Source organism: Rhodococcus sp. PSBB066, assembly GCF_017068255.1.
Taxonomy (GTDB): Bacteria; Actinomycetota; Actinomycetes; order Mycobacteriales; family Mycobacteriaceae; genus Rhodococcus; species Rhodococcus aetherivorans.
On sequence record NZ_CP070859.1, the window covers coordinates 2,641,919 to 2,660,390 of the forward strand.

Here is an 18,472-nt window from a genome sequence, read left to right on the forward strand (position 1 = left end):
CGGTGTAGTCCACCGGGAGGAGACCCATGACAGTGGCGCGCCACCGCGCGGCCCGCGCCCTCGCCGGCCTCATCGCGTTCGGAGTGGTCCTCGGCGTCGGAGAACTGCTGGCCGTGCTGATCGGGCCCGCGTCGTCGCCGTTCTACGCCGTCGGCGCCACCACGGTCGACCGGGCCCCGGCGTGGGCCCGCGAGTTCGCGATCGACACCTTCGGCACGTCCGACAAGCCGGCGCTGTTCATCGGCATGTCGGTGATCCTGGCCGTACTCGCCGTGGGGGCGGGGCTGCTCGAGCAGCCCGGCCGCCCGCGCGGTGGCCTCGTGATCCTCGCCCTGGCCGCGGTGGGCGTGTACGCGGCGCTGAGCCGGCCGGGCGCCACGGCCGTCGCCGCGCTGCCGACGGTCGTCGGCGCCCTCGCGGGCGCGGCGCTGCTGCAGTACTCCATCCGGCTGCTCGCCCGATCCGACGTCCGCGACGGCGTGCCGGAGACCCCGGCGTCGGGGTGGCCGCGCCGGCGGTTCCTCACGGTGGTCGGCTCCGCGGCCGCCGTGGCCGTGGCCGCCGGCGCGACCGGCCGATACCTCACCGACCGGCTGACGCGGGCCGTCGAGGACCGCGCCCGGTTCCTGATCCCGCGGCCCGCCCGGCCCGCCGCATCCGTGCCGGCCGGCACCGAGGTGACGGTCCCCGGGGCCACCCCTTTCCTCACCTCACCGGCGGAGTTCTACCGCATCGACACCGCGCTCCGGGTGCCGCGGTTGCGCACCGCCGACTGGAGCCTGCGCATCCACGGGATGGTGGAACGGGAGGTGACGCTGACCTGGGACGATCTGGCCGCGTTCGAACCCGTCGAACGGATCCTCACGCTCACCTGCGTGTCCAACGAGGTGGGCGGCGACCTGGCCGGCAACGCCCGCTGGATCGGATACCGGATGAGCGACCTGCTCGCGCGGGCCGGGGTCCGCCCCGACGCCGACATGCTCCTGTCCACCAGCGTCGACGGCTTCACCTGCGGCACCCCCGTCGACGCGGTCCTCGACGGCCGCGATGCCCTGCTCGCCGTCGCGATGAACGGCGAGCCGCTGCCGTTCGAACACGGATACCCGGCCCGGCAGGTGGTGCCGGGCCTGTACGGGTACGTCTCCGCCACCAAGTGGGTCGTCGACTGGGAACTGACCCGCTTCGACCGGGCCGAGGCCTACTGGACGCGGCGCGGCTGGGCGGAGAAGGCCCCCGTCCGGACGGCGTCGCGCATCGACGTCCCCGCCGCGTTCGGCCGGCTCGAACCCGGGCCCGTGATCGTCGCCGGTACCGCGTGGGCGCAGCATCGCGGCATCGACCGCGTCGAGGTCCGGGTCGACGGCGGCCCCTGGAACGACGCCGTGCTCGCCGAGGAGTACTCCCTCGACACGTGGCGGCAGTGGACGTGGCGGTGGGACGCGACGCCCGGTACGCACGTGCTCGAGGTGCGCGCGACGGACGGCGAGGGCCGGGTGCAGGACGAGCAGCGTCGCCCGCCCGTCCCCGACGGCGCCACCGGCTGGCACAGCCGGACCGTCACGGTCGGGTGACGGGCGAGCCCCGGAACGGGACGTCAGCTGAAGACGACGGTCTTGCTGCCGTGCACCAGCACCCGGTCCTCGAGGTGCCAGCGCAGACCGCGGGCCAGCACCAGCTTCTCGACGTCGCGGCCGAGGCGCACCATGTCGCCGACCGTGTCGGCGTGACCGACGCGCACCACGTCCTGCTCGATGATCGGGCCGGCGTCCAGCTCGGGGGTCACGTAGTGGCACGTCGCGCCGATCAGCTTCACGCCGCGCGCGAAGGCCTGATGGTAGGGGCGTGCGCCGATGAACGACGGCAGGAAGCTGTGGTGGATGTTGATCGCCCGGCCCGCCCAGTGCTCGCACAGCTCGGGCGGCAGGATCTGCATGAACCGCGCCAACACGACGGCGTGCGGATCGTGCACGTCGACGAGCTTGCGCACCTGCTCGAACGCGGGCCCGCGCTGTTCCGGGTCCTTGGGGAAGGACACGTAGTGGAAGTCGATGCCGTGCCGGCGGGTCACCCGCTCGAGGTCGGGGTGGTTCCCCACGACCGCGCAGATCTCCGCGTTCAGCTCGCCGGCGGCCACCCGGCCGAGGATGTCGTGCAGGCAGTGGCCCTCCTTGCTGACGAGGAGCACCACCCGCTTGGTCTCGCCGGTGTCCTGCAGCGTCCACTCGGTCTCCGGGCCCAGCTCCGCCGCGACGGTCGCGAACCGCTCACGCAGTTCGTCGAGGCCGAGCGGGATGGAGGAGGCGCGCACCGCCTGACGAGTGAAGAACCAGCCGCTGTCGGGGTCCGCGTGGTAGCCGGCTTCGACGATCGAGCCGCCCACGTCCGCGAGGAAGGTCGAGATGCGGGCGACGATGCCGGTGGCGTCGGGGCAGCCCAGTGACAGTACATACCGACGGTCGTCGGACGAGGCAGCGGAGGTCATGCCGTCCAGTGTCTCAGGTGTGCATCCGGGTCGTTCCGGCCGGTCACACCGTCGCCGGGGGCCGCCGGACGGTGGCGGTCCCGACGAGGGTGGTCGCGTCGATCGTGTGGATGCCGCGCTCGGTGACGGCCGCCAGGAACTCGGCGCGCACCGCGGCGACCGCGTCGGCGTCGAGCCCGGCCAGGGCTGCCCGCAGGCCCGTCGCGGTCACCAACGTCCAGCACAGTTCCTCGGTGGCGGGCAGCAGATTCGACAGGGTGCGTACCTCCACCGAGTGGGTGCCGGCGGCCGCGAGCCACGCCTCGAGGGTGCGCGGCAGATCGATCGCGTGCAGCGGTGTCCGGTCGCGCAGCGACGGCCGGCCCGCCACCGCCGGGTTGCGGCGGCCGACGACGTCGAACAGCGTCGCGCTGATCTCCTCCATCGCCCCGGCCCGCCACACGGTGACGCCGATCCGGCCGCCGTGCCGGACCAGGCCGACCAAGCGGTCGAATGTGGCGTCCATGTGGGGCAGCAGGAACACGCCGTAGGAGATGGCGAGCGCGTCGTACCCGGCCTCCGGGACCGCGGACGGCGGTTCCCACGTGGTGGCGTCGGCGCACACGAAGTCGATGTTCTGCAGCGCCCGCTCGGCGGCGACGAGCCGGCCGAGCTCGAGCAGTTCGTCGGCGACGTCGATCGCGTGGACCCGGCCGGTCGGTCCCACCGCCGCGGCGGCGGGCAGCGCCGAGGCGCCGGCGCCGCAGCACACGTCCAGCACCGTCGCGCCGGGACCGGGCCCGAGCTGGAAGACCAGCGCCTGCCCCGCCGGGCCCCACACCGTCGGGGTGAGCCGGTCGAAGTCGCCGCTCGCGTCGTCGAAGGTGCTCGCGAGCCGTGCCGTCTCGTCCACTGCGTCGGTCATGCCTCGTCCTCGGGTTCTCGAATCCGAGGACGGAACCTCGGATGCCCAGCGGGAGTGCAGCCGATACCCTATTGCAGTTCCGAACGTTTCAGTTCCGAATGCTGAATGGCGAGCACCCGGGACGTCGAGCGGGTACATCCCGCGTCGAGCGGTGGATTTCGCGGCGAACCGCGAGGGGAGGGCTCAGGAACCGCCCGCTCGCCACCACAACAGCCCGCTCGCGCCCGTGCGACGAGCGCGGCGCGGCGGCCTTCACGTGCTCGCCGGAGGGGACGGGCACCCTGCGGATTGCTCACACCCCGATTCGATGAGGGTGGGTGTAGATGTTCATGGTGTCCTCGCGCAGGAAACCGACCAGGGTCAGCCCGGATTCGTCAGCCAGGTCGATGGCGAGTGAGGACGGTGCGGAGACGGCGGCGAGGACGGGGATGCCGGCCATGACCGTCTTCTGGGCGAGTTCGAAGGAGGCGCGGCCGCTGACGAGCAGGACCGTTCCCCGGGCGGGGATGCGGTGGTTTTCGGTGGCCCAGCCGACGATCTTGTCCACGGCGTTGTGCCGGCCGACGTCCTCGCGCAGGGCGAGCAGGTCACCGGTGGCAGTGAACAGGCCGGCGGCGTGCAGGCCGCCGGTGCGGTCGAACACCTTCTGCGCCTCGCGCAGGGTGTGCGGCATGCCCGACAGGGCGGTGGGGTCGACGACGACGGGGTCGTCGGCGGGGGCGTGGCGGGTGCGTTGGCGGATCGCGTCGAGGGAGGCCTTGCCGCACACTCCGCAGGAGGAGGTGGTGTAGAAGTTGCGCTCGATGCCGGTCTCGGGCAGTGCGACGCCGGGGGCGAGGTCGATGTCGAGGACGTTGTAGGTGTTGCGGCCGTTCTCGTCGGTGCTGTGGCAGTAGCGGATCGCGGCGATGTCGCCGCGGTCGCCGACGATGCCTTCGGTGAGCAGGAAGCCTTGGGCGAGTTCGATGTCGGAGCCGGGGGTGCGCATGGTCACCGCCAGCGCGGTGCCGTTCACCCTGAGTTCGAGGGGCTCTTCGACGACCACGGTATCCGGGCGTGTCGACTGTCGGTTCGCGTGGATGCGGGTGATGCGGGTGCGGGTGGTTACTCGTCCCATGCGACGCTCCGGTGCACCAGTTCGCCTCGCCCGGGTGATCCGGGGGAAGGCCGGCCGGTCGCCGTGCCCGGTGCCGCGGCGCCCTCGCGCCGAGGGGTGTGGGCTTCGAGGCGGATGGTGACGGCCTTGGACACGGGGGTGTTGGACTTGCGGGCGACGTGGTCGAGCGGGATCAGGGGGTTGGTTTCGGGGTAGTAGGCGACGACGTTGCCGACCGGGGTGGGGTAGGGGACGAGCCGGAAGTCGTCGGCGCGGCGCGCTTCGACGGTGCCGTCGGGGCGGGGCCATTCGGAGATCAGGTCCACCCGGTCGCCCGCTGCGAAGCCGAACGACTCGAGGTCGCGGTCGTTGACGAACAGCACCCGCCGGCCGCCCTTGACGCCGCGGTAGCGGTCGTCGAGGCCGTAGATGGTGGTGTTGTACTGATCGTGGGAGCGCAGGGTCTGCAGGATCAGCCGGCCCTCGGGCACCGGTACCCAGTCGAGGTCGTTGACGACGAAGTTCGCCTTTCCGGTGGCGGTGTGGAAGCGGCGCTCGTCGCGGGGTGGGTGCGGCAGGACGAACCCGTCCGGTCGGCGGACCCGGGTGTTGAAGTCGTCGAACCCGGGCACGACGCGGGCGATGGCGTCGCGGATGGCGTCGTAGTCGTCGGCGAACGCGCGCCACGGCACCGGGTGATCCGGCCCGAACAACGCCTGCGCGAGCTCGCAGACGATGGCGACCTCGCTGCGCAACTGTTCGCCGGCCGGCGTCAGGCCACCGCGGGACAGATGCACCACCGACATCGAATCCTCCACCGACACCAGTTGTTTGCGGCCGTTGCGGACGTCCTTGTCGGTGCGGCCGAGCGAGGGCAGGATGATCCCGGTGCGCCCGTGCACGAGGTGGCTGCGGTTGAGTTTGGTCGAGATCTGCACCGTCAGCGCGCAGTTGCGCAGCGCGGCGGCGGTCACATCGGTGTCCGGGGTCGCGGAGAGGAAGTTGCCACCCATCGCCATGAACACGTGCGCGGCGCCGTCGCGCATGGCGCGGATCGAATCGACCGCGTCGAGGCCGTGCCTGCGGGGACTGCGGATGCCGAACTCGTCGTCCAGAGCCTGCAGGAAGGACTCGGGCATCTTCTCCCAGATCCCCATCGTCCGGTCGCCTTGGACGTTGGAGTGCCCGCGCACCGGGCACACCCCCGCTCCGGGTTTGCCGATCATCCCCCGCATGAGCAACAAGGCCACGGCGTCCTGGATGGTGGCCACACCGTGGGTCTGCTGGGTCAGGCCCATCGCCCAGCACACGATGGTGGCGTTCGAGGCGATCAGGGCGCGGGCGGTCTGTTCGATCTGCTCGCGCGTCAGGCCGGTCGCCTCGAGCACCGTGGCGAGGTCGACGGCCCGGATGTGCTCGGCCCACTGCTCGAACCCGGCACACCGGCTGTCGAGGAACTCGCGGTCGAGCACGGTGCCCGGCCGACGGTCCTCCTCCTCGAGCAGCAGCTTGGCCAGCCCTTGGAACAGGGCCTGATCCCCGCCGATGCGGATCTGCAGGAACTCGTCCGCGATCTGTGCGCCGTCACCGAGCACGCCGTTCACCTTCTGCGGGTCCTTGAACCGCAGCAACCCGGCCTCGGGCAGGGGGTTGATCGCGATCACCGTGGCGCCGTTGGCCTTGGCCTTCTCGAGCACGGAGAGCATGCGGGGATGGTTGGTGCCGGGATTCTGGCCGGCGATGAGGATCAGGTCGGCGTCTTCGAGGTCGGTGACCGACACCGAGCCCTTGCCGATGCCGATGGTCTCGGTCAGGGCGGTGCCGGAGGATTCGTGGCACATGTTCGAACAGTCCGGCATGTTGTTGGTGCCGAAGGACCGGATCATCAGCTGGTAGACGAATGCCGCCTCGTTGGAGGTGCGGCCGGAGGTGTAGAAGATCGCCTCGTCCGGATTCGGCAGGGCACGCAGGTGCTCGGCAATCACCGCATAGGCTTCGTCCCAGCCGATCGGCTCGTAGTGCGCCCTGCCCGGTCGGATGATCATCGGATGCGTCAGCCGGCCCTGCTGCCCGAGCCAGAAGTCCGTCTGCGCGAGCAACTCCGGAATCGAATGGGCGGCGAAGAACTCCGGGCCGACTTTCCGGGTGGTGGCCTCCTCGGCGACGGCCTTGGCGCCGTTCTCGCAGAACTCCGCGGCCTTGCGATGCCCCGGGGTCTCCGGCCAGGCGCACCCCGGGCAGTCGAAGCCGTGCCGCTGGTTCAGCCGGGCCAGGGTGCGGGCGGTGCGAAGCGGGCCCATCTGCTCGAGACCACGACGCAGCGACACCAGCACCGCGGGCACCCCGGCCGCGTAGGACTTGGGGTCGGTGATCTGGATGTCGTTCTCGTCGAAGACGTGCCGGTCCGTGGTGTTCGTCATGCGCTGTGTCGCACCCATCGATCGGTCGGCGAGAACGCCTCGCCGAGAAGGAAACTGTCGCCGTGGCCGGGGTGAACTCGGGTGTCGGCCGGTAACGCCGACAGTGGCCCGGGCGCCGTGCTCGGCGGCGGGGTGTGTCCGGGCGCTTCACACCCGTGCCGGAGGACGTCGCCGGTGAACACCACGCCCAGGTGTGGAAGATGCAACGACACCGACCCGGGCGTGGCGACCGGAGTGTGCAGCACCCGGATCTCCTCACCGGCGACGGCGATGCGCTGCCCGTCGTCGAGTCGCCAATAGCGACGCTGCCCGTGCACCGCCTGCCACAACGCGTGGTCGGCCGGATGCAGCAGGATCGGAGCACACAGTCCCACGCCCACGTCGACCGCGGCCGAGACGTGGGCCCGGCCACCCTGGGTGCAGATCACCGCGGTGACACATCGGTCACCGACCGCGTCGGCGATGTCGGTGGCTCGACCACCCGCATCGACGACCACCACGTCCCGGTCGTCGCCGACCAGCCAGACGTTCGTTTCTCCGGGATCGGCGAAGAACGGCCCCGGGGGCCGTGCTCGTCGAACGCAGACGCGGTCGATCCGAAAACCCTCACTCACGTCAGGCTCGTACCGTCGGTCGGCTCACTGCACGTGTCCCCGACCCGAATACCCCTGGGCGTGAGCCTGCACCACAGGAACGCGCACCGCGGTAGGCCTTCCGATCGCACACGTGGTCCCTCGCATCTTCATCGAACACAGCTGGTCCTGCCCGACCGTCAACGGTCGTTGCCGGATCCACCGTAAAGTCCGCCGACTTGCCGACGAACTGGCCGAACGATCAGATCGGCCTGTCCCGATGGGCAGTGCGCCCAGGCCCTCGCGCTCCCCACCGCCAGTGAATTTCTGCGGGTGGCGCCTAGAATCGGAAGCAATCCGAGGTGGCGTCATGATCAAGTCCGCAGAGCACCGGCCGGCAGAACCGGCTCCCGGGAGTGCCGTGGTGCACCTACTGCCGTGCCGGACTCGGTCCGAAGACCGGGTGCACGGTGTCCGGTGACGCCGCCGAACGTCCCGCTGATCCGCCTCCGAGGGAGCTCGCGGACGAATTGAGCGCGGCCGGTTTCGTCGAGCCGCGGGTGGCAGGGCAGGGAGGTTTCGGCATCGTCTACCGCTGTCGTCAGCCCGCCCTCGACCGGGTGGTCGCGGTCAAGGTGATGAGCCCCAGTCCGGACGAGACCGACCGGGTGCGGTTTCTGCGCGAGCAGCAGGCGATGGGCCGGCTGTCGGGGCATCCGAACATCGTGCACGTGCTCGAGGCCGGCGTCACCCGTACCGGGCGTCCCTACATCGTGATGCCGTTCCACCGCCGGGACTCCCTCGAGGCCTGGATCAACCGGCGCGGGGCCCGCACGGTTGCCGAAGTTCTCGACATCGGCATCAAGATGGCCGGGGCGCTCGAGACGGCACACCGGGCGGGTGTCCTGCACCGCGACGTCAAACCGGCGAACATCCTGATCTCCGAGTACGGCGAACCGCAACTGACCGATTTCGGGATCGCCCGGCTGTCGGATCGGCAGGACACCACGCGAGGCTTGGTGGTGGGCTCTCCCGCCTACACCGCGCCGGAGCTGCTGCACGGGCAGTCTCCGTCGGTCGCCTCGGACGTCTACGGACTCGGCGCCACCTTGTTCACCGCGCTGGCCGGCCGGCCGGCCTACGCGCGGCGCCGCGGGGAGGAACTGGTGGCGCAGCTGCTGCGGATCAGCACCGAACCGATCCCGGACCTGCGCGAGCGGGATGTTCCGGAGGGTGTGTGTGCGGTGATCGAGCAGGCGATGGCCCGTGAGCCCGCCCACCGCTTCGGCACGGCGGCGGGGTTGGGGGAGGCGCTGCGCAGCGCCGGGGCGGACCTCGGTTACACCGTTGCCGACCTGCCGTTGCCGTTGGTCTGGGACGAGGAGAGCCCACCGCAGCCGGAAAGTCGCGAATCCCCCGCGACCGCGGCGTATCTGCGCCTCGACCCTTCGGCCGGTGCGTCCGTGCCTGCTCGCCCGCCCGCCGTGGCGACCAAGTACCGCCCCCCGGTCGCGGCTCACGCGATGGTGCAGCGCACCCGGCTGCTCGACCGGCTCAGTACCGCGACCCGGGCACGGCTGATCTTGATCCACGGCCCGGCCGGATACGGCAAGACCACCGTGGCCACCCAGTACGTGCGGATGCTCGAGCACGACGGCGGCAAGACCGCTTGGTTGTCGATCGACGAAGACGACAACACCCCCGCCTGGTTTCTCGCGCATCTCGTCGATGCGGTCACGGTGACCCTGCCCCGGCTCGGCAGAGAGCTGACCCGTGTCCTGGAGGCACACGGGGAGGGCGCCGAGCGGTTCGTGCTGACCACCCTCATCAACCGGACACACACGGGCGGGCAGCACATCGCGGTGGTCCTCGACGACTGGCACCGGGTGACCAACCCTGCCAGCCGGGCCATCGCCCGGTTCCTGCTCGAGCAAGGGTGCCACCACCTGCAGCTGGTCGTCACCAGCCGGGCCCGGCAGGGTCTGCCGCTGAGCGGCCTGCGCGTGCACAACGAGTTGATCGAGATCGACGCCGCCGCACTGCGCTTCGACGTCGACGAGTCCCGCCAGCTGCTCACCGGTACCACCGGATTGACCATGGAGGACAAGGACGTTGCCGAGCTCGAGGAAACAACCGACGGGTGGGCGGCGGCCCTGCAGCTGGCCTCGCTGGCAATACGCGAACACCGTGACCCCCGGACGGTCATCCGCCAGCTGTCGGGCCGGCATCGCGCTCTCGGCGAGTACCTCGCCGAGAACGTCCTCGACAGCCTCGAACCGGACCTGCTCGACTTCCTGCTGGCCACCGCGGTCAGCGAACGCACGTGCGCAGCCCTGGCCACCGCCCTGACCGGCCGCCGGGACGCCCAGGCCGTGCTCGAAGACATCGAAGAACGGGACCTGTTCCTCACCCGGCTCGACGAGGAGGGACAGTGGTTCCGCTACCACCACCTGTTCACCGACTATCTACGCCGCCGGCTCGAACGAGGCGACCCGGAACGCCTGCACGAACTGCACCGGACCGCGGCCCGATGGTTCGCCGATCAACACCTGTTGAGCGCGGCGGTCGATCATTTCCACGCCGCCGGCGACGACGACGCGGCGATCGACGTGGTCGAGCGGGAAGCAATCCCACTGCTCGAACAATCCCGGATGAACACTCTGCTCGGGTTGGAGACCAAGCTACCGACGACCGCCGGCGCGATGCGGCCACGCCTGCAGCTGGCGGTGGCCTGGGCACACGCGCTGCTGCACCACCGCGCTGCGGCCAACGACGCCCTCAGCCGCCTAGAGGCAGTGCTGCCGACCGTGCCCGGCGACGAAGAGGCTGACGCCCGAGCCGAGGCCGATCTCATCCGGGCCACCATCACCGTCTTCGACGACCGTCTCGACCACCTCGACGAGGCACTCGAGGCGTGTATCGCCCGCGCCGACAGACTCCGCCCGTGGATTCTGTGCGGTGTCGCGGATGTGGCCTCGTTCCGCGAGATCCAGCGGTTCGACTTCGACGAGGCCCGGCGCTGGCAGCAATGGGCACGCCCGCATCACCGCCGCGCCTCCGGGCCGTTCAGTGTCATCTACGGCTATTGCCTCGATGCAGTGGCCGCACGGGAACAACTCGATCTCGACGGCGCCGAGACGAGCCTGCGCCACGCCATGCACCTGGCCACCGCTTCCGACGAAGACAATTCCTACAGCTCCCGGCTCACCGGTGCCCTCCTCGGGGAATTGCTGTACGAACAGGGAAACCTCGCCGAGGCCGAAGGCCTGCTCGACGAGAGCTACAGCCTCGGCGCCGAAGGCGGAACCGTCGAGTTCATGCTCGCCACGTACGTCATCGGCGCTCGCCTGAAGCATCGCCTGGGGCAGCACGAACAGGCCGCCGAGCGACTGGCTGAAGGGGAACGGCTGGCGCTGTCACTGCAACTGCCCCGCCTGGCGGTGTACATCACCAACGAGCGCATCCGGACGGGCATCGGGATATCGCAGGTCTCCCCGGACACCTTTCCTCCCGGGCTTCCGAGCGACGTTCCTGACGGGATCGCCCAGGTCACGGCCGAGACCACGGAAGAGGCGGCAATCCGGCTGCTGCTCGCCGCCGGCTCCGACAGTGACCGGACACACGCGTGCCGGCGCGCCCGAATCCTCACCGAGTCGATCAGCGCCACCGACCGGCCCAGAGCATCCCTCTATGTCCGCTTGTTGCTGACCGAGTGCCTTGTCACGGTCGGCTCACTCCCGGAAGCGGAACGGGTGTTACTGCCCGTCCTCGAGCAGTGTGCACGGTCGGGTTTGGTTCAGCCGGTGCTCGATACCGGACCCGCTGTGCGAGAACTCGTTCGGCGGGTCGGTTCGGAACGACACGGCCGCAGCATCAGCCCCGCCCTCGCCCACTTCTTCGATCGGCTGCACACAGCACCACAGCCGTCCGCGGCGTCGGAGAACACGTGAGTCCTCCCACCCCGGGGAACGCCGAATCGAGCGCATCGCGACACCGCGATTGCTGCCCCGACGGCCCGCTCGGGCTAGCCGATCTCGTAGAACGGAGGCGCGTAGCGGAACACCCCGCGCAGCTGCGGCCGATGGGCGGTGAGCGCGCGGGCCTGCAGGTGTGACGCCCATTCGGGCACGTCGGGTTCGACACCGAGCTCGGCGGCCGGGACGAACCCGAAACGGGGGTAGTAGTCCAGGTGCCCGAGCAGCACCACGAGCGGTTCGTCGAGGGCGTCCGCCGCGCCGAGCACCGCGTGCATCAGAGCGCCCCCGACGCCGGCGCGCTGCAACTCCGGAAGCACCCCGATCGGCCCGAGGGCCAGCGCCGGCTCGCCGTCGACCGTGCCGCGGGTGACGCACACGTGCCCGACGACCGTGCCCTCGGCGTCCGTTGCGACCAGTGACAGCCGGGGCAGCCACGCCGGGCCGGCGCGCAGCGCCTCGACCAGGCCGGGCTCGACCGGCTCCGCGCCGGTTGGGGTGAGCGGCGTGAATGCGGCGCGGTGCACGTCGCCGATCGCGGGGACGTCGGCGGGAAGTTCTCGTCGGATGAACACGAGAGCAGTGTGGACACCGGCGTCGGGCCGGGCAACGGAATATCGCTGTGGAAAGCTGACGGGTATGCCGGAGACCACCCTCACCCGTGCCCGGGTCGCCGCGATGGTCGACCACACCCTGCTCAAGCCCGAGGCGTCGGGGGCCGACGTGCGCGCGCTCGTCGACGAGGCCCGCGAGCTCGGCGTCTGGTCGGTGTGCGTGTCGCCGTCGATGCTGCCGCTGCGGGCGGACGGACTCGTCGTCGCCACCGTGGCGGGCTTCCCGTCGGGCAAGCACCATTCGCTGATCAAGGGCGCCGAGGCCCGGCTCGCCGTGGATCAGGGCGCCGCCGAGATCGACATGGTGATCGACATCGGAGCGGCCGTCGCCGGGGACTTCAACGCCGTGCTCGCCGACATCCTCACCGTCCGGGAGGCGATCGGGTTCGAGCCCGTGCTCAAGGTGATCATCGAGTCGGCGGCGCTGTCGGACGAGGCGATCGTCGAGGCGTGCCGGTCCGCCGAGCGGGCCGGCGCGAACTTCGTCAAGACGTCCACCGGGTTCCATCCCGCCGGGGGTGCGTCGGTGCACGCGGTGCGGCTGATGGCCGAGACGGTGGGCGGCCGGCTCGGCGTCAAGGCCAGCGGCGGCATCCGCACGGCCGAGGCGGCGCTGGCCATGATCGAGGCCGGCGCCACCCGGCTCGGCCTGTCCGGCACCCGCGCGGTGCTCGACGACCTGCCGGAGTGAGCACCGGGCCGCGGCCTCAGCGAGTATCGGGCCGCGGCCTCAGCAGTCGAGCTGGTTCTGCGACTGCTGTCCGGCCGGGGCCTCCGGCATCGTGTAGGCGCCGCCCTCGAGCGTCACCGCGATGCCGGAGTCGGTGACCGACACCGCCGTCGCCTGCATGTCCAGCGGGTACTGCTGCAGGCTCTCGGTGAGGATCTGGACGATGCCGTCGACCAGTGCCGTGGGCAACCCGATGCCGAACAGCGACGCGTCCACCGTCTCGACGGCGATCGCCCCGTTCCGGGCCTCCGGCCGCACGGTCAGCTCCACCAGGTCCGCGCCGCCCACGGTGAAGCGGAGGGTGCCGGCGTTCGCGTCCGGGGTGACGTCGGTGATCAGCGAGCCGAGCGGCAGGGTCTGCACCGTCGCGAGGATGCCCGACGACGGCCACACCACGTCGGCGCTCGAGCTGCCGATGGTCCCGGCCCCGGCGGCGCTCTCCCGCAGATCCACGTCGCGGACCACGGCGTGCACCTGCATCTCCTGGGCGGGGCCGAACGCCGTGTCGTCGCTGTCGAGCGTGACGGACGAGACCTGCTTGTCCACGAGCGAGAGCAGCACCGGCTTCCACCCGAGATCCACGTCGACGTTCGTGCCGAGTTCGCTCTCGAACGACTGCGCGAGGCAGTTGGTGGCACGGTTGCGGACGTACACCTCGGCGCCGACGAGCACCGCGACCAGCGCGACGGCGAGGGCGATGCCGATGGTGGCGAAGGGGATGCGCTTCCGGTTCGTCATGGTTCGGGATTGTTCCGAAGAACTCTGAGGAAGGTCTGTGAAGATGCGGTCCCACTACCAGAAAGTGTGAGGTGGGACACAGTTGTTCGGGTACTGTGGCGGCATGACGGGCTGGACGGAACCTGAACACGACGCCTCCGGCCGGGTGGATCCGGACGAGGCCCTGCGACATACCGCGCTCGCGCAGGCGGGCTTCTTCACCGCGCGCCAGGCCATTGCCCACGGCATCGCCACGATCGACTTCGTCGGCCGGATCGCGGCCGGGCACTGGGTCCGGATCGAATCGGACCTGTTCCGGCTCGGGGACAGCCCGCACACGAAGTTCGACGAGTTCGCGCAGTGGTGCGCCTGGTACGAGGGCGCGGCGGTGGTCTCGCACCAGAGCGCCGCCGACCTGCACGGCATGGGGCACCTGCAACCCCGCTTCCTGCACCTGTCGACGGCCGACCAGCGAACCGTGCCGAGCAACCGGCTCGCCCTGCACCACCGGCAGCTGCGCGCACAGGACTGCGAGCAGGTCGGGTGCTTCCGCATCACCACCCCCGCGCGGACCGCCGTCGACCTCGCCGCGGGTGGGGTCTCCCAGGAGGTCCTCGACGAACTCGTCGGCGACGCCATCGCCATCGGGCGGGTGACCTCGGCGCAGCTGCACGCCGCGGTCGCCGATCAGCCCGCGGCCGTCGCGGACCGCATCGAGCTGGCACTGCTCGCGGCCGGCTGAGCCTGCGCCGGGGCGACGAAGTCCCACGGCACGGTCAGCACGCAGTCCCGCAGCCGCCGGCGTTGCGATGCCGCCGGCACGCCCTGGGCGCGCAACAGGTCCAGCGTCGCGCGCCAGCGCACGCGCGGTCCGAACGCCGCGTGCGGTGCCGCCGACGCCCAGGCCCGATCCGCCGCCTGCAGCAACTCGTGGATCCGTTCCCCCGGCACGTTGCGGTGGATCAGCGCCTTCGGCAGACGCTCGGCCAGGTCCGACGGGGTGTCCGAGTGGAACGGGCTCCACGCCAGCGTGAGCGTGCGCGGGCCGTGCTCGTCGAGCAGCACCCACGCGCACCGCCGGCCCAGTTCGTCGCACGTGCCGTCGAGCAGCAACCCGCCGGGCGCGAGCCCGGACCGCAGCCGATCCCACGCCGGCGCCACCGCCTCCTCCGGGTACTGGCGCAGCACGTTGAACGCGCGGATCAGCACCGGCCGGAGCCCGGCCAGCTCGAAGCCCCCGCGGGCGAACTCCACGCCGTCCCGCCCCGGCACCACCCGGTCGGGATCGATCTCGAGACCCACCACCCGGAGGCGGCGACGCACCGTGCGCAGCCGCGCGGCCAGCTCGAGGGTGGTCACCGGCATCGCGCCGTAGCCGAGGTCGACGACGAGCGCGTCGTCCCGGGAGTGCAGGACGCGGGCGACGTCGGGGTGGTGCATCAGCCAGCGGTCGCTGCGGCGCAGGCGGTTGATGCCCGTGGTGCCGCGGGTGACGACACCTTCCGGGCGCGGGGCGCGCACGGGGGACTATCCGAACCGGCGCGCGAGCCAGCCGGCGGTGATCTCCGCCTCGGTGCGGAACAGGTCGACGAGGTTGACGAGCATGAGCTGCTCGAGCTTGCCGCCGATGAACGGCAGGAAGACCTTGGCCTCCGAGGTGGTGCGCAGGGTGCTGCCGCCGTCCGAGGCGAACAGTTCCATCGTGCCGGTGAGGCTGCCGGGACCCGCGGGGACCGAGGCCTGGTAGCTGCCGGTGATGGTGTCGCCGAAGGGGGTGTACGTCTCCTTACGGGTGATGACCATGTCCTTCTTCATCACCGTCTGGGCGATCTCGGGCAGTTCCGTGCGCGGCAGGACGTGGTGCAGTACCAGGTCGATGCCGTCGTCCGACACCTCGAACTCCGCGAGGTGGTTCTCGGAGTACTTGCGCATCTCGACGATGCGCGCCTCCCAGTGCGCGCGGTCCGAGAGCGCCTCGTACACCTGCTCCGGGCTGTACGGATAGCGGGCGGAGTAGTCGATTCGCCGGGCCATGACACGCGAGGTTACCGGTTCGTTACCGAACGACGGAAATCGTCACCGTCCCGCAACGGCCTCGTCAGTGCGGCTCGGACAGCCACTTCGCGGTGAAGGTGCGCTCCACGTCGAACAGTTCGACGATCTGCTCGACGATGATGCCCTCGATCTTGCCGCCGAGGAACGGGATCCGCACCTCGGCCTCGCCGTCGATCTCGACGATGGTGCCCGCGCCGTCCGGCGCCATCGTGGAGGTGCCGTCCACCTTTCCCGGCAGCCCGTCCACGTGCGCGGAGAAGCGGCCCGTCGCGCGGTCCCCGGTCACCGGTTGCCACGACTCGTGCCGATGGATGACCAGGTCGCCGGGATGGAAGTTGGTGACGAAGCTCGGCAGGTGCTCGGCCGGGATGGACTGGGTCATGTGCAGGTCGATCGTCCCGTCACCGGTGCGCACGTCCTCGAGCGTCGCGCCCGGCCCGCCGATCTCCGCCAGGCGGCTCCGCCAGTAGTTCTCGTCGACGAGCGCCGCGTGCACCGTGGCGACGGGGAACGCGTAGTGCGAGTAATGGTCGATGCGGCTGCCCATGGTCGGCACGCTACCGTTTGCGGGTGTCTGATCCGCGTATTGGGGCCCAACTCGTCGAGGCGGGCGCCGTCGTGTCCGAGGACGTGCCGCTGTCGACGCTGACCACGCTGCGGCTCGGCGGTCCGGCCCGGCTGCTCGCCGAGTGCACCACCACCGACACCCTCGTCGAGGTCGTCCGCCTGCTCGACGCGGCACGCGTCCCCACCCTCGTCCTGGCCGGCGGCTCCAACCTGGTGATCGGCGACGGCGGGTTCGACGGTGTGGTCGTGCGCATCGCGACCACCGGGATCGAGCCGGGGGAGGACACCGTGCGCGCCGAGGCCGGCGCCGGGTGGGACGACGTCGTCGCCCTGACCGTGAAGGCGGGCCTCGGCGGGCTCGAATGCCTGTCCGGCATCCCCGGCTCCACGGGTGCGACCCCGGTACAGAACGTCGGCGCCTACGGCGTCGAGGTCGGGTCGATTCTGAGGGCCGTGCGGCTGCTCGACCGCACCAGCGGCGACGTCCGGTGGATCGGCCCCGAGGACCTCGGGCTCGGGTACCGCACCAGTGTCCTCAAGCACTCCGACGACGCCCTGGTCCTCGAGGTCGACCTGGCCGTGCGGCCGGACGGGGCCAGCGCCCCCATCGGCTACCGGGAGCTGGCGTCGGCCCTGCACGCAGAGGAGGGCGAGCGACGCCCGGCCGCGGAGGTCCGAGAGCAGGTGCTCGCCCTGCGCCGGGGCAAGGGCATGGTGCTCGACCCGGACGATCCCGACACCTGGAGCGCCGGATCGTTCTTCACCAATCCCGTGCTCGCCGAGGACGAGCTGCCCCGCGTGCTCGCGGCCGTCGAGGAACGCGTCGGGCCCGACGTGCGGATCCCGCGGTTCCCCGCCGGTGGCGGCACCAAGCTCTCCGCGGGATGGCTGATCGAGCGGGCCGGGTTCGGCAAGGGCTTCCCCGGCCCCGGCGCGCCGGTGCGGCTGTCCACCAAGCACACCCTCGCGCTCACCAACCGCGGCACCGCGACCACCGCCGATCTGGTGGCCCTCGCGCGGGAGGTGCGCGACGGCGTGCAGGACGCGTTCGGTGTGCGGCTCGAGCCGGAGCCGGTCACCGTGGGTTGCTTCATCTGAGAGCCGGTCTGCCGGACCTGCCGCCGCGCTGCGACGCGACCGCGCGGCGGGCGTACCCTCGTCGGAGTGCTCCACCTGGGTGAACGAAGTCGTCGGTTGTTGTGGTTCGGGCTGCTCGCACTCGTCGCGGTGCTCGCGGCGTGCTCGTCGGGCCCCGGCGGGAGCGCGGTTCCCACCGGCACCGCGCCCGTCGTGTCGATCGTCACCGACCCCGCCGACGGCGCCACCGACGTGAACCCCACCACCCCGATCCGCGTCTCGGTCACCGACGGCGAGCTCACCGACGTCGCCCTCACGAACGTCGGAACGAGCACCGTCGTGCGTGGCGCCCTCGCCGCCGACCGCCGCAGCTACACCGTCGCCGAACCGCTCGGCTACGGCGCGACCTACCGCTGGTCCGGCACGGCCGTCGGCTCCGACGGCGAGGCCGTGGCCGTCGAGGGCAGCTTCGACACCGTCGACCCCGACCGGGTCGTCTCCGCGAACCTGAACATCGCCGACGCGCAGCCGGTCGGGATCGCCGCCCCGATCATCGTCCAGTTCGACGGCCCGATCACCGACAAGGCCGCCGTCGAGAAGGCCATGGTGGTCGGCACCGACCCGCCGACCGTCGGCAGCTGGGCGTGGCTGCCCGACGACAACGGCGGTGCCCGCGCGCACTGGCGCCCGCAGCAGTACTGGACGCCGGGCACGGCGGTGCACCTCGACGCGCGGCTCTACGGCCTCGACTACGGCGACGGCGCCTACGGGGCGGAGGACCTCACCCTCGACTTCACCGTCGGCCGGAGCCAGGTCGTCGTGGCCGACGCCACGTCGCACCGCATGCAGGTGGTGCGTGACGGGGTGACGATCATGGACATCCCGGTGAGCTACGGGCAGGGCAACGAAGCCCGCAACGTCACCCGCAGCGGCGTCCACGTGGTCACCGAGAAGCACGAGGACTTCCTGATGTCCAACCCGCCGTACTACGAGAACGTGCGGGAACGCTGGGCGGTGCGGATCTCCAACAACGGCGAGTTCATCCACGCCAACCCCGCGACCCTCGGCCAGCAGGGGGCGACCAACGTCACCAACGGCTGCATCAACCTCTCGCTCGGGGACGCCCAGGAGTACTTCGCGACGGCGATGTACGGCGACCCGGTCGAGGTGTCCGGAACGTCGATCGAGCTGTCCGCCGCGGACGGCGACCTGTACGACTGGGCGATCGACTGGCCCACCTGGCAGTCGATGTCCGCGCTGTAGG

16 protein-coding genes are annotated in these 18,472 nt (G+C 71.1%); 6 read left to right on the forward strand and 10 right to left on the reverse strand.

The genetic code is table 11. The annotated features are described in order from the left end of the window. Nucleotides 1-26: 26 nt before the first annotated feature. Complete coding sequence (locus JYA75_RS12205) at nt 27-1,571, forward strand: molybdopterin-dependent oxidoreductase (RefSeq protein WP_037201062.1); 1,545 nt, start codon at nt 27-29, stop codon at nt 1,569-1,571. 23 nt (nt 1,572-1,594) lie between these two features. Here JYA75_RS12205 and purU read toward each other — a convergent pair whose 3' ends face one another. From purU to JYA75_RS12230, 5 genes are all read right to left on the reverse strand, one after another. Beyond that, complete coding sequence (gene purU, locus JYA75_RS12210; protein WP_006946510.1) at nt 1,595-2,482, reverse strand: formyltetrahydrofolate deformylase; 888 nt, start codon at nt 2,480-2,482, stop codon at nt 1,595-1,597. Nucleotides 2,483-2,525: 43 nt separating this feature from the next. Continuing rightward, a complete protein-coding gene (locus JYA75_RS12215; protein ID WP_006946511.1) occupies nt 2,526-3,386 on the reverse strand; it encodes a class I SAM-dependent methyltransferase in 861 nt (286 codons plus the stop codon). Nucleotides 3,387-3,678: 292 nt separating this feature from the next. After that, a complete protein-coding gene (gene fdhD, locus JYA75_RS12220; protein WP_006946513.1) occupies nt 3,679-4,503 on the reverse strand; it encodes a formate dehydrogenase accessory sulfurtransferase FdhD in 825 nt (274 codons plus the stop codon). Next, on the reverse strand, nt 4,491-6,902 hold the full coding sequence (locus tag JYA75_RS12225; RefSeq protein ID WP_239010575.1) for an FdhF/YdeP family oxidoreductase: 2,412 nt from the start codon (nt 6,900-6,902) through the stop codon (nt 4,491-4,493). Before JYA75_RS12225 ends, fdhD begins: the two co-directional genes overlap by 13 nt. Further along, on the reverse strand, nt 6,899-7,516 hold the full coding sequence (locus JYA75_RS12230; protein ID WP_043803279.1) for an MBL fold metallo-hydrolase: 618 nt from the start codon (nt 7,514-7,516) through the stop codon (nt 6,899-6,901). The genes JYA75_RS12225 and JYA75_RS12230 overlap by 4 nt, the downstream gene beginning before the upstream one ends. A 488-nt stretch (nt 7,517-8,004) precedes the next feature. Here JYA75_RS12230 and JYA75_RS12235 point away from each other — a divergent pair, with 488 nt between their 5' ends. Beyond that, nucleotides 8,005-11,424: a serine/threonine-protein kinase gene (locus JYA75_RS12235; protein WP_050035629.1), complete on the forward strand. Its 3,420-nt coding sequence runs from the start codon at nt 8,005-8,007 to the stop codon at nt 11,422-11,424. Between the two features lie 74 nt (nt 11,425-11,498). On the opposite strand, the gene JYA75_RS12240 is transcribed toward JYA75_RS12235, so the two are convergent. Then, complete coding sequence (locus JYA75_RS12240) at nt 11,499-12,023, reverse strand: N-acetyltransferase (RefSeq protein WP_006946524.1); 525 nt, start codon at nt 12,021-12,023, stop codon at nt 11,499-11,501. Nucleotides 12,024-12,087: 64 nt separating this feature from the next. Between JYA75_RS12240 and deoC the strand changes: the two genes are divergently transcribed. After that, the gene (gene deoC, locus JYA75_RS12245) at nt 12,088-12,753 is read left to right on the forward strand and encodes a deoxyribose-phosphate aldolase (protein WP_006946525.1); all 666 of its coding nucleotides are present in this window, start codon (nt 12,088-12,090) and stop codon (nt 12,751-12,753) included. Between the two features lie 39 nt (nt 12,754-12,792). Here deoC and JYA75_RS12250 read toward each other — a convergent pair whose 3' ends face one another. Beyond that, nucleotides 12,793-13,530 (reverse strand): DUF2993 domain-containing protein, encoded by a 738-nt coding sequence (locus JYA75_RS12250; RefSeq protein ID WP_043803277.1) that lies wholly within the window; start codon nt 13,528-13,530, stop codon nt 12,793-12,795. 103 nt (nt 13,531-13,633) lie between these two features. Here JYA75_RS12250 and JYA75_RS12255 point away from each other — a divergent pair, with 103 nt between their 5' ends. After that, nucleotides 13,634-14,251, forward strand: a complete 618-nt coding sequence (locus tag JYA75_RS12255; RefSeq protein ID WP_029545192.1) for a type IV toxin-antitoxin system AbiEi family antitoxin — start codon at nt 13,634-13,636, stop codon at nt 14,249-14,251. On the opposite strand, the gene JYA75_RS12260 is transcribed toward JYA75_RS12255, so the two are convergent. From JYA75_RS12260 to JYA75_RS12270, 3 genes are all read right to left on the reverse strand, one after another. After that, the gene (locus JYA75_RS12260) at nt 14,197-15,030 is read right to left on the reverse strand and encodes a hypothetical protein (protein WP_029545190.1); all 834 of its coding nucleotides are present in this window, start codon (nt 15,028-15,030) and stop codon (nt 14,197-14,199) included. The genes JYA75_RS12255 and JYA75_RS12260 overlap by 55 nt on opposite strands. 6 nt (nt 15,031-15,036) lie before the next feature. Then, nucleotides 15,037-15,543 (reverse strand): DUF2505 domain-containing protein, encoded by a 507-nt coding sequence (locus tag JYA75_RS12265; protein WP_006946528.1) that lies wholly within the window; start codon nt 15,541-15,543, stop codon nt 15,037-15,039. A 64-nt stretch (nt 15,544-15,607) separates the two neighbouring features. Further along, nucleotides 15,608-16,111: a DUF2505 domain-containing protein gene (locus tag JYA75_RS12270; protein WP_006946535.1), complete on the reverse strand. Its 504-nt coding sequence runs from the start codon at nt 16,109-16,111 to the stop codon at nt 15,608-15,610. Nucleotides 16,112-16,182: 71 nt separating this feature from the next. On the opposite strand from JYA75_RS12270, the gene JYA75_RS12275 reads away from it, so the two are divergent. Together JYA75_RS12275 and JYA75_RS12280 are read left to right on the forward strand one after the other, a co-directional pair. Further along, complete coding sequence (locus JYA75_RS12275) at nt 16,183-17,229, forward strand: UDP-N-acetylmuramate dehydrogenase (protein ID WP_043803272.1); 1,047 nt, start codon at nt 16,183-16,185, stop codon at nt 17,227-17,229. A 129-nt stretch (nt 17,230-17,358) separates the two neighbouring features. Further along, nucleotides 17,359-18,471 (forward strand): Ig-like domain-containing protein, encoded by a 1,113-nt coding sequence (locus JYA75_RS12280; protein ID WP_239010597.1) that lies wholly within the window; start codon nt 17,359-17,361, stop codon nt 18,469-18,471. Nucleotide 18,472 lies beyond the last annotated feature (1 nt).

Excerpts from the sequence above, each read along its gene's own strand:
- JYA75_RS12205 (WP_037201062.1), top strand. The coding sequence starts at position 27 with ATGACAGTGGCGCGCCACCGCGCGGCCCGCGCCCTCGCCGGCCTCATC.
- purU (WP_006946510.1), bottom strand. The coding sequence starts at position 2,482 with ATGACCTCCGCTGCCTCGTCCGACGACCGTCGGTATGTACTGTCACTG.
- JYA75_RS12215 (WP_006946511.1), bottom strand. The coding sequence starts at position 3,386 with ATGACCGACGCAGTGGACGAGACGGCACGGCTCGCGAGCACCTTCGAC.
- fdhD (WP_006946513.1), bottom strand. The coding sequence starts at position 4,503 with ATGGGACGAGTAACCACCCGCACCCGCATCACCCGCATCCACGCGAAC.
- JYA75_RS12225 (WP_239010575.1), bottom strand. The coding sequence starts at position 6,902 with ATGACGAACACCACGGACCGGCACGTCTTCGACGAGAACGACATCCAG.
- deoC (WP_006946525.1), top strand. The coding sequence starts at position 12,088 with ATGCCGGAGACCACCCTCACCCGTGCCCGGGTCGCCGCGATGGTCGAC.
- JYA75_RS12250 (WP_043803277.1), bottom strand. The coding sequence starts at position 13,530 with ATGACGAACCGGAAGCGCATCCCCTTCGCCACCATCGGCATCGCCCTC.
- JYA75_RS12255 (WP_029545192.1), top strand. The coding sequence starts at position 13,634 with ATGACGGGCTGGACGGAACCTGAACACGACGCCTCCGGCCGGGTGGAT.
- JYA75_RS12265 (WP_006946528.1), bottom strand. The coding sequence starts at position 15,543 with ATGGCCCGGCGAATCGACTACTCCGCCCGCTATCCGTACAGCCCGGAG.
- JYA75_RS12270 (WP_006946535.1), bottom strand. The coding sequence starts at position 16,111 with ATGGGCAGCCGCATCGACCATTACTCGCACTACGCGTTCCCCGTCGCC.